Source organism: Enemella dayhoffiae, from assembly GCF_002250625.1.
GTDB classification, from domain to species: domain Bacteria; phylum Actinomycetota; class Actinomycetes; order Propionibacteriales; family Propionibacteriaceae; genus Enemella; species Enemella dayhoffiae.
On sequence record NZ_NMVQ01000010.1, the window covers coordinates 45,632 to 59,350 of the forward strand.

General features: G+C 69.5%; 17 protein-coding genes. 7 read left to right on the forward strand and 10 right to left on the reverse strand.

Features of this window, described 5'->3' with window-relative positions; all coding sequences use genetic code 11:
• The first annotated feature begins 145 nt into the window (after window positions 1-145).
• The 5 genes from CGZ93_RS07545 to CGZ93_RS07565 all read left to right on the forward strand — a co-directional run bounded on the left by CGZ93_RS07545 (window position 146) and on the right by CGZ93_RS07565 (window position 4,296).
• A complete protein-coding gene (locus CGZ93_RS07545; protein ID WP_094363538.1) occupies window positions 146-559 on the forward strand; it encodes a hypothetical protein in 414 nt (137 codons plus the stop codon).
• Window positions 559-1,614, forward strand: coding sequence for an alpha/beta fold hydrolase (locus tag CGZ93_RS07550; protein ID WP_094363539.1), 1,056 nt, complete (start codon window positions 559-561; stop codon window positions 1,612-1,614). Before CGZ93_RS07545 ends, CGZ93_RS07550 begins: the two co-directional genes overlap by 1 nt.
• 39 nt (window positions 1,615-1,653) lie before the next feature.
• On the forward strand, window positions 1,654-2,469 hold the full coding sequence (locus tag CGZ93_RS07555; protein WP_094363540.1) for a 3-oxoacyl-ACP reductase family protein: 816 nt from the start codon (window positions 1,654-1,656) through the stop codon (window positions 2,467-2,469).
• Window positions 2,470-2,564: 95 nt separating this feature from the next.
• Window positions 2,565-2,846, forward strand: a complete 282-nt coding sequence (locus tag CGZ93_RS07560; protein WP_094363541.1) for a hypothetical protein — start codon at window positions 2,565-2,567, stop codon at window positions 2,844-2,846.
• 202 nt (window positions 2,847-3,048) lie between these two features.
• Window positions 3,049-4,296: an alpha/beta fold hydrolase gene (locus CGZ93_RS07565; RefSeq protein ID WP_094363542.1), complete on the forward strand. Its 1,248-nt coding sequence runs from the start codon at window positions 3,049-3,051 to the stop codon at window positions 4,294-4,296.
• A gap of 23 nt (window positions 4,297-4,319) precedes the next feature.
• Here the strand turns inward: CGZ93_RS07565 and CGZ93_RS18850 are convergent, their stop codons facing one another.
• From CGZ93_RS18850 to CGZ93_RS07580, 3 genes are read right to left on the reverse strand one after another with little or no spacing between them, the layout of a single operon-like run.
• Window positions 4,320-4,691, reverse strand: coding sequence for a helix-turn-helix domain-containing protein (locus CGZ93_RS18850; RefSeq protein WP_229117280.1), 372 nt, complete (start codon window positions 4,689-4,691; stop codon window positions 4,320-4,322).
• Window positions 4,692-4,700: 9 nt separating this feature from the next.
• Window positions 4,701-5,309 carry a DMT family transporter gene (locus CGZ93_RS07575; protein ID WP_094363543.1) on the reverse strand — a complete coding sequence of 203 codons (609 nt, stop codon included), beginning with the start codon at window positions 5,307-5,309 and terminating at the stop codon, window positions 4,701-4,703.
• The gene (locus CGZ93_RS07580; protein WP_176451670.1) at window positions 5,291-5,635 is read right to left on the reverse strand and encodes an EamA family transporter; all 345 of its coding nucleotides are present in this window, start codon (window positions 5,633-5,635) and stop codon (window positions 5,291-5,293) included. Before CGZ93_RS07580 ends, CGZ93_RS07575 begins: the two co-directional genes overlap by 19 nt.
• 124 nt (window positions 5,636-5,759) lie before the next feature.
• On the opposite strand from CGZ93_RS07580, the gene CGZ93_RS07585 reads away from it, so the two are divergent.
• Together CGZ93_RS07585 and CGZ93_RS07590 are read left to right on the forward strand one after the other, a co-directional pair.
• Window positions 5,760-6,767, forward strand: a complete 1,008-nt coding sequence (locus CGZ93_RS07585) for an acetamidase/formamidase family protein (RefSeq protein WP_094363545.1) — start codon at window positions 5,760-5,762, stop codon at window positions 6,765-6,767.
• A gap of 37 nt (window positions 6,768-6,804) precedes the next feature.
• Window positions 6,805-7,563, forward strand: coding sequence for an SDR family NAD(P)-dependent oxidoreductase (locus CGZ93_RS07590; protein WP_094363546.1), 759 nt, complete (start codon window positions 6,805-6,807; stop codon window positions 7,561-7,563).
• Here CGZ93_RS07590 and der read toward each other — a convergent pair.
• The 7 genes from der to CGZ93_RS07625 all read right to left on the reverse strand — a co-directional run.
• Complete coding sequence (der, locus tag CGZ93_RS07595; protein WP_094363547.1) at window positions 7,560-8,918, reverse strand: ribosome biogenesis GTPase Der; 1,359 nt, start codon at window positions 8,916-8,918, stop codon at window positions 7,560-7,562. The genes CGZ93_RS07590 and der overlap by 4 nt on opposite strands.
• Before the next feature lie 232 nt (window positions 8,919-9,150).
• Window positions 9,151-9,888 carry a lysophospholipid acyltransferase family protein gene (locus CGZ93_RS07600; RefSeq protein ID WP_094363548.1) on the reverse strand — a complete coding sequence of 246 codons (738 nt, stop codon included), beginning with the start codon at window positions 9,886-9,888 and terminating at the stop codon, window positions 9,151-9,153.
• Window positions 9,889-9,898: 10 nt separating this feature from the next.
• Window positions 9,899-10,576, reverse strand: coding sequence for a (d)CMP kinase (cmk, locus tag CGZ93_RS07605; RefSeq protein WP_229117281.1), 678 nt, complete (start codon window positions 10,574-10,576; stop codon window positions 9,899-9,901).
• A gap of 158 nt (window positions 10,577-10,734) precedes the next feature.
• The gene (locus CGZ93_RS07610) at window positions 10,735-11,538 is read right to left on the reverse strand and encodes an ABC transporter permease (RefSeq protein WP_229117282.1); all 804 of its coding nucleotides are present in this window, start codon (window positions 11,536-11,538) and stop codon (window positions 10,735-10,737) included.
• Window positions 11,539-11,542: 4 nt separating this feature from the next.
• On the reverse strand, window positions 11,543-12,490 hold the full coding sequence (locus CGZ93_RS07615; RefSeq protein WP_094363551.1) for an ABC transporter ATP-binding protein: 948 nt from the start codon (window positions 12,488-12,490) through the stop codon (window positions 11,543-11,545).
• Window positions 12,487-13,578 (reverse strand): LolA family protein, encoded by a 1,092-nt coding sequence (locus tag CGZ93_RS07620; RefSeq protein WP_094363552.1) that lies wholly within the window; start codon window positions 13,576-13,578, stop codon window positions 12,487-12,489. Before CGZ93_RS07620 ends, CGZ93_RS07615 begins: the two co-directional genes overlap by 4 nt.
• Before the next feature lie 26 nt (window positions 13,579-13,604).
• A partial coding sequence (locus CGZ93_RS07625; protein WP_141211006.1) for an integrase core domain-containing protein occupies window positions 13,605-13,719 on the reverse strand: 115 nt, incomplete at its 5' end.

Here is a 13,719-nt window from a genome sequence, read left to right on the forward strand (position 1 = left end):
GTACGCCGATCCGCAACCACGGTTCGGCGTACGCCACGGCCACACCCCCCGTCGAAGCACGGGGGGTGTTCCAACTCCCCAGGCCCCTGTTCCGGATGCGCAGCGGCCCAGTAGCATCAATCACGTCCTCGACGAAGGGTCGACCATGGCAGAGCAAGAGACCGTCTCCCAGCAGTTGCGTAAGGCGCTGGACGATTTCCTCAAGGGCCAGGGGGCTGGGCTGGAAGAGGTGGTGAACACCCGCGCCTTCGGATCCCTGGTCGCCCAGACCACCGGCAACCTGGTGGCCCTGACCCGGATCAGCAACGAGGTGCTCGATCTGGCGATCCGCAACTCCCGGCTGGCGGGACGCCGCGACGTCGCCTCGCTGGGGCGCCAGCTGGCGCGTACCGAGGAGAAGCTCGAGCGGGTGCTCCAGGTCGTCGAACGTCTCGAGGACGAGTTGGCCGACTCCCGAGCCCGCAACGCCGAACTGGAAGAGGCCGCAGCCCGGCGTACCACCTCCTCCGCGGCGACGACGGCCAAGTCCGCAGTCACCGCCAAGCGAGCCCCGAAGTGATGTCGCTGCTCAAGGAGGCCCTGAACCTGCCAAGGACCCTTCTGGAGTACAACAACATCCTGCTCACCACCGAGGACGCCAAGGTCGGGGTGACCGGTAAGGACGAGATCTGGACCTATCGCCGCACCACGCTGTTTCGCTTCCGCAGCAGGAATCGCAAGCACCCGGTGCCGATCCTGCTCACCTTCGCGCTGATCAACCGGCCGGACATCTTCGACCTGAGCCCGGAGAACAGCTTCGTGGGGTTCCTGCTCGGGGAGGGCTTCGACGTCTACCTGGTCGACTGGGGCTATCCGCAGGAGGAGGACTCGGACATCGGGATCGACGACCTTGTGTGCGACCACCTGCCGTGGGCGATCCGGGAGGTGCTGCGCGACAGCGGCGCCAAGGAGATCACCCTGGTCGGTTGGTGCATCGGGGCCGTGATCACCTCCATGTACCTCGCGCTCACCCCCGACGCACCGGTGCGCAACTACATCTCGCTCACGATGCCGCTGGACACCGAGGACACCACCTTCGCCCGCTGGCTCGGCCCCGAGGAATTCGACGTGGACCAGCTGGCCGACTCGATGCCCTACCTGCCGGGCGCCGCGGTGGACCTGTACAACAAGCTGCTCAAGCCCGTGCCGAACCTGATCGGCACGCCCTTGCGCCTGTACCAGCAGGTGCAGGACGGCACCGCTCGCCGCGCCGCCTACCAGTCGATGGCCAAGTGGGTCGCCGACAACCCCAACTTCACCGCCCGCGCGTTCCAGCAGTGGGTCACCTGGATGTACAAGGACAACCGACTGATCTCGGGGCGGATCCGCCTGCGCGGCCAGCGGGTCGACCTGTCCAGGATCACCACGCCGATGTTGGTGGTCACCGCCAGCTATGACCACATCGCCCCCCGCGACGGCACGATGCCGCTGTTCGACATCGTGTCCAGCACCGACATCCAGCACCTGGACGGGGTGGGCGGTCACATCGGGCTGATGGCCGGCTCCAAGGCCCGGCGCGAGATCTGGCCGCAGATCTCCGAGTGGCTGACCGCCCGGCAACCGGCCACCCACTGAGACTTCCCCGCACACCCGTAGCGAGCACAGGGAGCAACGATGGCGGAACAGGAAGCAGGCAGCACAGAAGGCCGGTTCAGCGGCAAGGTGGCGCTGGTCACCGGCGGCACCCGTGGGATCGGTGCCGCCATCAGCCGGGGCCTGGCCGAGCAGGGCGCCACGGTGGCGATGGGTTACGGCAAGGACACCGCCCGGGCCGAGGAGTTCCTCGACGAGTTGCGGTCCGCGATGCCCGGCGGCACGTTCTCCACCCATCAGGGCAACGTGGCCTCCGGTGACGACTGCCGGCGGACCGTCCAGGAGGTGATCGACACCCACGGACGGCTCGACATCCTGGTCAACAACGCCGGGATCACCCGCGACAGAACCGTGTTGAAGATGGATGACGACGACTGGACCGCGGTGCTCCAGGTGAACCTGTCCGGGACGTTCTTCATGGCCCAGGCTGCGCTGAAGCACATGCTGGAGCGTGGCACCGGCCGGATCGTCAACGTGTCCTCGATCATCGGCGAGATGGGCAACATCGGGCAGGCGAACTACGCGGCTTCCAAGTCCGGGCTGTTCGGGCTCACCAAGACCCTGGCGCGAGAGGCCGTGTTCTATCTGCAGCGCGCCGACAAGCTGCACGACAACTCGATCGGTGTCACCGTGAACACCGTCACCCCGGGTTATGTGAACACCGAGATGGTGGAAGCCGTGCCCGACAAGGTGCTGGACAAGATCAAGGGCAACATCCCGATGGCCCGGCTGGCTGATCCGGACGAGATCGCCCGAGTGGTGGGGTTCCTGTGCGCGGACAAGTCGGCGTACATCACCGGCCAGGTGTGGGGCGTCAACGGCGGCATGGACATGTGAGGCGTACGCCACAGCGCGCTGGTTTTGCTCGTTAGCTGGATGCGTGCTAGCGTTGCTAACGCAAGCAGCGTACAAGACACGAAGGAGCCACCGACATGAACGAGAACAGCACTTTCGCCGACAGCACCAAGCAGTTCGAGGAGAACGTCCAGCGCGCCAAGGACTTCAACGCCCGCGTCCTGGAGTCCTCGAAGGCCACCGGCCGCCTCGCGGTCGACAACTACGAGAAGGCCGTCAAGAGCACCCTCGACTTCCAGCGTCAGCTGGCCGGCGCCAGCCAGGTCGAGTGGGCCACCTCGGTGGCCAACACCCAGATCCAGCTCGCCCAGGACGTCACCGACGCCTGGACCAAGGCTGCCCGCGAACTGCTCAAGTGAGCGGTCGCTGACCCCCGCGCGACGGCCCCGCTGGGACTCCAGCGGGGCCGTCGTCGTCCCTGGCTCCAGCACCCGACCGGTATCGGTTGGGTCACCAACCGTCCCGACACATGGTCCGCAGGGTGTCTTTCGCCCAAACTCTGGGTAATACTGCACAGTAGCCCAGTTGCATGGTTGGGCACGCGACTCCGAGGAGGCAGTCATGACTCTGCTCACACCGAAGGTCCCCGACCGCATCGTCGAGTCCTGGCTCGACGCCACCGTCGGCGGCTGGGAAGCGGTGGGCCGAGCCACCGTCGAATACTGGGCAGGCGCCTGGCGCCGCGGCGCGACGCCCCTCGACGTGACCACCGACCTGTGGCGTTGGTACGCCACGGCGAGCCGCCGGGAGCGCCCCCAGTGGGCGCACGAGCACCGCCTGGTCCGCGAGTGGCCGATCGCGCGACTGCGCGACTATTCCACCGATGACGCCGATCCCGAGCAGGTGCCCACCCTGCTGCTGCCACCCCAGGCCGGTCACGACTCCTGCATCGTCGACTACGCCGAGGGACAGAGCCAGATTCTGACCGCCCGCGAGTCCGGGTGCACCCGCGTGCTCGCCCTGGACTGGGTCGGGGCGACCCGGGAGACCCGCAACGCCGGGATCGACGACTACATCGACGTGCTGCGCGAAGCCATCGAGGGACTCGGCGGCAGGGCCAACCTGGTGGGCGACTGCCAGGGCGGCTGGCTGGCCACCATCTTCACCGCGCTGCACCCCGAGCTGGTGCACAGCCTGACCATCGCCGGGGCACCGATCGACTTCCACGCCGGCGAGCCGCTGATCCACGACTGGGTCCGCTACCTGACCCCCGGCGAGGACCTGTCGTTCTATCGCTCCGTGGTCGCCGCCAACGACGGCGTGCTGCCGGGCTCGTTCCTGCTCGGCGGCTTCATCGGGATGCAGCTGAACAAGGAGCTGGATCGCCAGCTCCAGCTGTTGGCGCACCTGCACGAACCCGACTACGTCCAGCGCTACCGCACCTTCGAGACCTGGTTCCAGTGGACCCAGGCACTTCCGGGCACGTTCTATCTCTGGGTGGTCGAACACCTGTTCCAGAAGAACGAGCTGATCCAGGGCACCTTGGAGGTCAAGGGGCAACTCGTCGACCTCGGCCGGATCGACTGCCCGCTGTTCCTGATGGCCGGCAGGACCGACCACATCACTCCCCCGCCGCAGGTGTGGGCGCTCGCCGACTATGTGTCGACCGACCCCGACAAGGTGGGCCGACAGATTTCCGACGGCGGGCACCTGGGTCTGTTCATGGGTCACGAGGCGCTGGCCAACCACTGGCCGGTGGTGTTCGGACAGATCGCCGAGCTCTCCCGCCCCGGACGGGAACTGACCGGCGTACGCGACCAGGCGTCCCGTCCGCCGGCCCGGCCCGCCAAGCGGCAGACCCGCAACTGACGACCCTGGTCCGCCGCCGCGGGTCAGTCGGGGTGGCGTACCCGATTGGCGTCGACGAAGGAACGGTAGACCTCGCTCAGCGAACGACGCTGCGCGGCGGTGAGCTCCGACGCACTGTCGATGGCGCGCTGCAGATCGGTCTTCTCGCCGGCCTCGGCCTTGGCCGATACGTAGCCCGCCCGCTGGTAGAGCTCATCCACGCTGATCCCGAGCGCGGTGGCGATCCCCGCGGCCACCCCCGCCGACGGCGCCCGTAGGCCGCGCTCGATCTGCGACAGGTAGGGGTTCGAGATCCCCACCATGGTCGACATCTGGCGCATCGACAGCTCCGCCAGCTCACGCTGCTGGCGGATGAAGGTCCCGAGCAGGGACTTGGGCGGTTCGGTCTCACTCACCCGATCAGCCTACCGCCGGGCGCGCAGGAACCACGGTTGCGTGACCAGGGCCGCGAAGATCACCAGCGCCGCCCCGATCAGCTGCGGCCACTGCACCCGCTCCCCCAGCAGCAGCACGCCCAGACCGACCGCGACCACCGGGATCACGTAGGTGACCATGGTGCCGATCGTCGGTCCGGCGGCGCGAACGACGTTGTAGTGCAGCAGGGTGGCAATCCCGGTCCCGAGGACGCCGAGCACCAGCACCGACCCCACTCCGAGCGCCCGCTGATGGCCGTTTCCGCCCAACGCCAACACCGGTGGCACTGCGCCGAAAGCGTGGGCGATGGCGTACCCGATCGCGATCTGCACCGTCGCCAGCAGGAGCTGGACCGTCGGCTGCGCGAGCCCGCCCAGGTCGCGACCGCCGATGAACCGGCGGTTCCAGACCCAGCCGATGCCATAGCAGGACGAGGCACCGAGCACCATCGCGAACCCGATCGGATCGGGCCGGCCGAGCGCGTGCCAGGGCTGCAGGATGACGAGTACGCCGATCAGCCCGACCACCACGGCGGTCACCTTGCGGACCGTGGGCCGGTCGCTGGGCAGGAACAGCATGCTCAGCACCACGGTGAACACGGGGTCGACGCGTTGCCGATCCCGGCCAGCGCGGAGGTGACTCGCTGCTCGGCCAGCGCGAACAGCGTGTAGGGAATCGTGCACAGGAACAGCCCGGTCACCGCCAGGTGCAGCCAAGTGGACGGTTCCCGCGGCCACCGGGTACGCCCCAGCAGCGCGAGCAGCAGGAGCACCAGCGCACCGGAGACGATCCGCAACCCCGAGACCTGCAGCGGCGCGAGCACCACCAGTCCGTACTCGATCAGCAGGAAACTCGATCCCCAGATCAGGCTGAGCAGGCCGAACTGCAGCTGCCACGGTGGCCCGGCAGCGGGCGCGGTTGTCACAGCAGCCGAACCTAGCCCGCGCGGACGGGGGCGTCCACCGGGTGCTCCGTCGACGTCCCCGAGGTCGGTCCGGACGGACGCATCCGCTGTGGACATGCCCGTGCGCCACACCTAGGATCGGTCGATGGAGCTCCTGGAGATCACCCCGGACCGCAACCAGTACGCCTACACCTTCGGCGGCGCCCCGGCGCTGCGCCGGATCCGCCCCGGGGTCGCGCTGCGGCTGTGGTCGGACGACGCGTTCGGCGGCCGGCTGACAAGCGTCGACGACCGCTCCGCGGAGAAGGTGGACCTGCGCTTCGTGAACCCGCAGACCGGCCCGTTCCACGTCGAAGGTGCAGAGCCCGGGGACACGTTGGTGCTGCACTTCGTGGATCTGGTGCCGGCCCGGGACTGGGGCGCGTCCGCGGCGATCCCGTTCTTCGGCGGGATGACCAGCACCGACCGGACCGTGACATTGCAGCCCCCGCTGCCCGACAGCACCTGGATCTATCAGCTGGACCGGGAGCGCGGCACCGTCGGTTTCGCTGCCCGCAACAGCGACCACCACATCGAGCTGCCGATGAACCCGATGCTGGGCACGGTGGGAGTTGCCCCCGCGGCCGGCGAGGTGCGCTCCTCCTTGGTCCCGGACCGGTTCGGAGGCAACATGGACACCCCCGAGCTGCGCGCCGGCGCCACCATCTATCTCGGCGTCAACGTGGAGGGCGCGATGTTCTCCATCGGGGACGGACACTACCGCCAGGGCGAGGGCGAGGCGTGCGGCACCGCGGTGGAGGGGGCGATGACCACCACCTTGATCGTGGAACTGATCAAGGGCAACGCGCCGGGGTGGCCACGGATCGAGCACGACGACGCGATCATGACCATCGGCTCCTCCCGCCCGATGGAGGACTCCTGGCGGATCGCCAACGCCGACCTGATCGGCTGGGTGTCCGAGCTCACCGGCCTGGACCAGCTGGACTCCTACCAGCTGTGTTCGCAGATCGCGTTGGCGCCGATCGCCAACGTGGCGGACGCGAACTACAGCGTCGCGGTCAAGGTGGCCAAGGCCCATCTGCCCCGCGCCGCCCAGGCGTACCGCGGGATGCACGACCACCTCCGCGAACAGGCCCGCCAACTGCGGGGTTGAGGCCAACACCAATACCCGGGGAAGAAGGGGATACGGGATGGATCTAGGACTTCAGGACTCCGCCGTGCTGGTCACCGGCGGCACCCGTGGTATCGGCCGGGCGATCGTGGCCGGGTTTCTCGCCGAGGGCGCCAGGGTGGCCTTCTGCGGGCGTACACCGGAGATGGTCGCCCGCGCCGAGGAGAGCCTGGCCCCGGCCGGGCAGGTGCACGGCAGCCCGCTCGACGTGGGCGACGCCGCCGCGCTGCAGCAGTGGGTCGGCGAGTGCGCCGAACGCTTCGGCGGGATCGACTGCGTGGTCGCCAACGTCAGCGCCCTGGCCATCCCCGACACGGAGGAGAACTGGGAGGCCAGCTGGCAGGTGGACGTGATGCACACCGTACGCCTGGTCCGCGCCGCCATGCCGTGGCTGGAACGCAGCGACAACCCCTCGATCATCGGCATCTCCAGCGTCTCCGGACGGGAGTCCGATTTCGCCAGCGGACCCTACGGAACGGCCAAGACCGCCCTTGTCGGCTACCTGCACGGGTTGGCGTTCTCGCTCGCGGACAAGGGAATCCGGGCGAACACCGTGTCCCCGGGCAACACCTACTTCCCCGACGGGGTGTGGTCCAGCATCGAGCAGGGTGATCCGGGCCTGTTCGACACCGCGATGTCGCTCAACCCCACCGGACGGATGGGTACGCCCGAGGAGATTGCCGCACCGGTGGTGTTTCTGGCCAGCAGGATGGCGAGCCGGATTTCCGGCACCAACCTGCTGGCCGACGGCGCGCTGACCCGCGGCATCCAGCTCTAACGGTTCTTGCGCTTCTCCCTGGCACGGACCTCGACGTGCACCGGCGTACCGGTGAAGTCAAACTCCTCGCGCAGCCGCCTGGTCACGAATCGGACGTAGCCCGCCTCGAGCTGGCCGGAGGTGAACAGCACGAACGTGGGCGGGCAGTTCTGGGCCTGGGTGCCGAACAGGATCCGCGGCTGCTTGCCGCCGCGGACGGGGTGCGGATGGGCGGCGACGATCCTGCCCAGGAACGCGTTCAGCTTGCCGGTGGAGACCCGGGTCTCCCAGCTGGCCAGTGCCTGATCGATGGCGACGCCGAGGCGCTGCACGTTGCGCCCGGTCTGGGCGGAGATGTTCACCCGGTCGGCCCAGGCGAACGAGTGCACGTCGCGCTCGATCTCCCGCTCCAGGTAGTAGCGGCGCTCCTCGTCGGTGAGATCCCACTTGTTGTACGCGATCACCATCGCGCGGCCCGCTTCGGCAACGCTGGAAAGGATTCTGAGGTCCTGCTCACTCACCGGTTCTGATGAGTCGATCACCACCACGCAGCACTCGGCGCGCTCGATCGCCCCCTGGGTGCGCAGCGAGGCGTAGTATTCGTGACCGGAGGCTTCCTTGACCCGCTTGCGAATGCCGGCGGTGTCGATGAACCGGTACACCTCGCCGTCGAGTTCGATCAACTCGTCCACCGGATCCACGGTGGTGCCGGCCACGTTGTCCACCACCACGCGCTGCTGGCCGGCAAGCTTGTTCAGCAGGGAACTCTTGCCCACATTGGGTTTCCCGACCAGGGCGATCCGACGCGGCCCGCCCACCGGCTCGAAGTCCTCGGCCGGGGCGTCCGGCAGCGCGTCGAGGAGGGCGTCCAGCAGGTCACCGGTACCGCGACCGTGCATCGCCGACACCGGCCACGGCTCCCCCAGCCCGAGGTTCCACATGGACGCGGCCTCGGCCTCGGTGCGCTGGTCGTCCACCTTGTTCACCGCCAGCACGACCGGCTTGCGGGAGCGGCGCAGCACCTGCACCACGGCCTCGTCCTCATCCTGGGTGCCAACGGTCGCGTCCACCACGAACAGCACCGTGTCGGCAGCGGCGATCGCCAACTCGGCCTGCTCGGCGATCTGGGCGGCCATCCCCCGGGCGTCGGAGGCCCAGCCGCCGGTGTCCACCACGATGAACTCGCGGCCGTTCCAGACGGCGTCATAGGACACCCGGTCGCGGGTCACCCCGGGGGTGTCCTGCACGACCGCCTCGCGGCGGCCGATGATCCGGTTGACCAAGGTCGACTTGCCCACGTTGGGTCGTCCGACGACGGCGACGACCGGCTTGATCACGCGCTCTTCGGCCTGGGCCGATTCCGATGCGGTCGACATGGGACCTCTCTGGGTTCGGGAAACCGTCCCAGACTACCGGGTTCGCCGGGGCGCGGGCCAATGAGACGGTCCTGCGCGGTTCCCTCCGGATCGACCCGGCGATTCCGGTGGCCGGTCGCAGATCCGCATTCCTCGGGTGGCCGGAACGCACGCGTGGTCGATCCGGAGGGCGACGGGTTCCCCTCGACAGTTGTCCATTGCCTTGCATGGACAACTACTCGGGGAACGTAGGTCAGCCGGGGGCGCCGGGCAGCGGCATCCCGGTCTGGCGCTCGGCCCGGCGGACTTGCTCGGCGAGTTCCAGGCGTACCGCCTCGGTCGCCTCGGCCAGCGGCACCTTACGCCGCGGCCACAGCACCCGTCCCAACTCCACCGGCTGGCCATAGCTGATGTGGATGGTGCCGCCTCGACGCGGAAGCTCCTTCACGCTCTGGCCGGGCTCGCGGGTGCCGAGCAACGCCACCGGCACGATCGGCGCCCCGGTGACCATCGCCAGATAGGCGACGCCGCCGCGGATCCTCGCCATGTCGCCGGTGTCGCGGCCGCCCTCGGGAAAGATGGTCAGCGCGTGCCCGGCCTCGAGCACGCCGACTGCACGCCGCAGCGCCCCGTGATCGGGGTTGTACTGGTCGATCGGGATCTGCCCGGCCGCCTCCAGCAGCCGGCCGAGGTTGCCGACGAACAGCTCGTTCTTCGCCAGCGCGAACGTGGGACGCGGGCTCAGCGCCACCAGCAGCGGCCCGTCGACCACGGCCAGGTGGTTGGCGGCCAGGATCACCGGGCCGGTGCGGGGCACCAGGTGCTCGTTGTGGCGGCGTACCCTCCACGCCTGGCGGAACACCGCCGAGCCGAGGGGGCGGATCGAGCGCAACACGGCGGTCCGCGGCCTGGGGAGGTCGGTGAGCATCGGCAGGAGGGGGGTGTCCGGGACCTCGTCGGTCGGGATGCGGATGTCCAGTCGATCGCTCACGGGATTCCTCTCAGGGTGTTGGTTTCTCGGCGAGGCTGCAGATCTGGTCGATCACCTCGGCGAGGCCGAGGTGGGTGGAGTCGATCACGGTGACGCCCTCGGCGGCCTCGGTGAACGCGGCCACGGTGGAGTCGTCGCGGTCGCGGCGGATCACCTGGTCGGTCACCTCCGCGGTGCTCGCGGCGCCGGCCAGCTCGGCCTCGCGGCGGGCGATCCGGGCCTGCGGGTCGGCGACCAGCAGCACGCGGACCTGGGCGTCGGGGGCGACGACGGTGGTGATGTCGCGCCCCTCGACCACGATTCCCCGCTCGGCGTCGGCGATCAGCTCGCGCTGCTGGTCGATCAGCGCGTCACGGACCGGCTGCACGGTGGCCACGGCCGACACCGCCTGGGAGATCCGGGGCTCGCGGATGGCGGTGGTCACGTCGGTGCCGTCGATCCGGATCCAGAAGTCGCCGGGATCGGTGCCGATCTCGATGTCGGCGGCACAGACCGCCTCGGCGATCTCCTGGGGGCCGGAGAGGTTCTGGTCGGCGACCAGCCAGGCCCCCGCCCGGTACATCGCGCCGGTGTCCAGGTAGGCCAGTCCGAGCCGTTCGGCGACACCACGAGCGGTGCTCGACTTGCCCGAACCGCTCGGGCCGTCGATGGCCACCACCAGCGGCCGTTCGGTCTGCACGTCAGTCACGGTAACCATCCCTTCCGCCCCACCCGCGCCACGCGGCGCGCCGCGAGGAAACTTGTCACGGAGCGTTCATCGGCGGTCACCTCGCGTTCGAAGTGGGTACGCCGACCCGTCAGTCTGGCACGGCGCAGGCGCGGGGCCGGGGAAATGAGCGTGGGCGCTCAGCTGGTCACGTCACGCCCGCCGAACCGGGCCCAGGCGGCGGTGCCGAAGATGACCAGCCAGGCGAGGTCGACGAGCAGTCCGCGTCCGAGGTTGTCCCAGAACACCGGTTCGCGGAGCAGATCGGCGTACGCCGGCCAGCCGTGCACCAGCAGCCACGGGTGCAGCCATTCGAGCTGCGGCACGCTGTCCAGGATCCAGGAGATCATCGCGACGCCGGCGGTGGCGAGGGTGACCGCCACCGGTTGCTCGGTGAGGGTTGAGATGAACAGCCCGACCGCCGCCAGGGCGGCCAACCCGACCGCCAGATAGCCGACGATCCCGAGCAGCCGCAGCAGCGCCGCCGGCAACGACAGCTGAGCTCCCGACAGCACGGTCACCGGGCCGAGGCCGAACAGCAGCCCACCGATGAGCACCCCCGCGACCGCGACCGTGAGCGGGGCGACCACCGCGCCGACGACCAGGGCGGCATATTTGGTGAGCAGCAACCTGGTCCGGTGCACCGGCACGGTCAGCAGATAGCGCAGGGTGCCCTGGCTGGCCTCGCCAGCGATCGCGTCGCCGCTCAGGGTGGCGATGGCCAGCGGCAGGAACAGCGTCATCTCCAGCGACAGCGCGGTGACCGCGACGAAGAAGCCGTTGTTGGTGATCTCCGACAGGAAGTCAGGCCCGCCCGATCCCCGCGGCCGATTCACCCGCAGGACGATCGCCAGGATGATCGGGATCGATGCCAGCACCACCAACCCGACCTGGTTGCGTCGCCGGCCGATGATCAGCTTCAGCTCGGAGCCGAAGAACCTCATCGCCCTAGCCGCTGACATCGAACCCCTCCCCGGTCTGGGCGATGAACAGGTCCTCCAGGCTGGGCCGGTCGACGGTGAACTCCCGGACCCCGACCCCGGCCTCGACCAGCGCCGCGACCACGGCCTCCGGAGCCGTCGCGTCCGGCAGCTCACCCTCCACCTTCAGCCCGTCCGTGCGTACGCCGCCCAACCCCAGCGCGTTGAGGGTGCCGGCCGCGGCGTCACTGTCCGCGGTCACCACCCGCGCCCGTGGCCGAGCCCCCGCCCGCACCTCGGCGAGCGTGCCCTGGGCGACCAGCTGCCCGGCGCGCATCATCCCGACGTGGCTGCACACCTGCTCGACCTCCGACAGCAGGTGGCTGGACACCAGCACGGTGGTGCCCTCGGCGTTCACCTCGGCCAGCAGCGTGCGCACCTCCCGGGTGCCCTGCGGGTCGAGCCCGTTGGTCGGTTCGTCGAGCACCATCAGCTTGCGTGGCCGCAGCAGCGCGCCGGCGAGCCCCAGTCGCTGCCGCATGCCCAACGAGTACGCCCGATAGCGCTTCTGCGCGGCCGGTCCCAGCCCGACCCGCTCCAGCGCGGCGTCCACGCGACGGCTGGTGGTGGCGGGGTCGGCCTGCAGGTCGGCGGAGTCCAGCCGGATCAGATTGGCCCGCCCGGACAGGTGCGGGTGGAAGGCCGGCCCCTCGACCAGCGTGCCAACCCGATCGAGCACCCCGCTGCGACCGGGCAGCACCCGCTCGCCCAGCACGCGCGCTTCGCCACCGCTGGGGCGTACCAGACCGAGCAGCATGCGGATCGTGGTCGTCTTGCCCGACCCGTTCGGCCCGAGAAACCCATAGACCGCGCCCTCGGGAACGGTGAGGTCGATCGAATCGACGGCGGTCTGCTTCCCGAAGACCTTGCTCAGCCTCGAGGTGCTGACCGCACACGCGGGAGCGGCGTCGTTCACCCGGCGAGAGCGGCGACAACCCGATCGGTCGGGACCGATCCGGCGGCGACCCGGCCGTCCTCGGTGACGACGACCGTTACCAGAGCGGTGTTCAGCACCTTCCCGCTGCCCCAGCTGCCGCTGACTGTCGTCAGGGACTGCACCAGCTGCTGCCAGTCGGCCGCCTTGCCGCTGTACTGGGCTCGGCGCTGGACCGACGGGTCGGTGTTGGCGGGAAGTTTCGGCATCGCGGTCACGGTGACCCGCTCCCAGCCTTCGCCGACGCTCTTCGGCTGCGGCCTGGCGGGGCGCTCCCCCTTGGGCTCGTCCTTCTTGTCCGCGGCCGACTTCTCGACCACCTCGGCACCCGCGGGCGGGCTGAAGCGGAACGTGCTCGCGGCCGGATCGGCAAAGTCGATCTGGGTGAAGCCGACGCGGATCGCCGGGGCGGCCTTGCCGCTCGGCCACACCTCGACGCGCAGCGGGTTGTGCGTCTGCGAGTCGACGGCGATGGTCACCTTGCCGACCAGGGTCTGCTGCGACTTCGGGTCCAGAACGAGTTCGTACGCCGAGCGCCCGGCCACCCGGGAGGTGCGCCCGACGCTCACCTCGGTGCTCGGGTCGAGCTGCGCGAGCACCCGCTGGGCGGCCTCGTCGGGGGTCTTCGGCGCCTCCGCGGGGGTCTCGCGCTGGGGTCGCGGCTGATGGGTGGCGTGCACCGCCTTCTTGTCCTTGCTGGACCACTGCCACACCTCGGCCTCGTTGCGCACGGTGGTGGTCTCCGCGCCGGAGGCGATCAGCGATACCTTGGACCGCTCCTTGCCGTCCTGCCACACCCGCAGCGTGTTGGTGCCGTTGAGCAGCGCGGCGTACCCGTCGTTGGCGCCCACCGGGAGGGCCGGCAGCCCGAGGTCGGTCCGGGTCTCGACGGTGCCGGAGAAGCTGGTGTCGGTCGGGTTCTGCAGGTCGACCAGCAGCTGCTGGGCGGTGCGCTCGGGCAGCGCCGGGTCGGCGAACGCCTGCGGTGCCGCGACGGCCGCGAAGACGGTCGCTGCCGCAGCCACGGGTACGCCCCAGCGAACGATCGGGTAACGGTCCACGAGTGCCATGGAGACATTCTAGGTGTACCCGGCCATCAGGTTGGTAGCCGGCTGATCGGTGGTTTGCCTCCGAGTGCGCTGTGGCATCGTTCAGTGTTGTAGTGCTCGAGCCAAGGGGCAAGTGCGGCGGCACGTTCGGTGTTGCTGGTG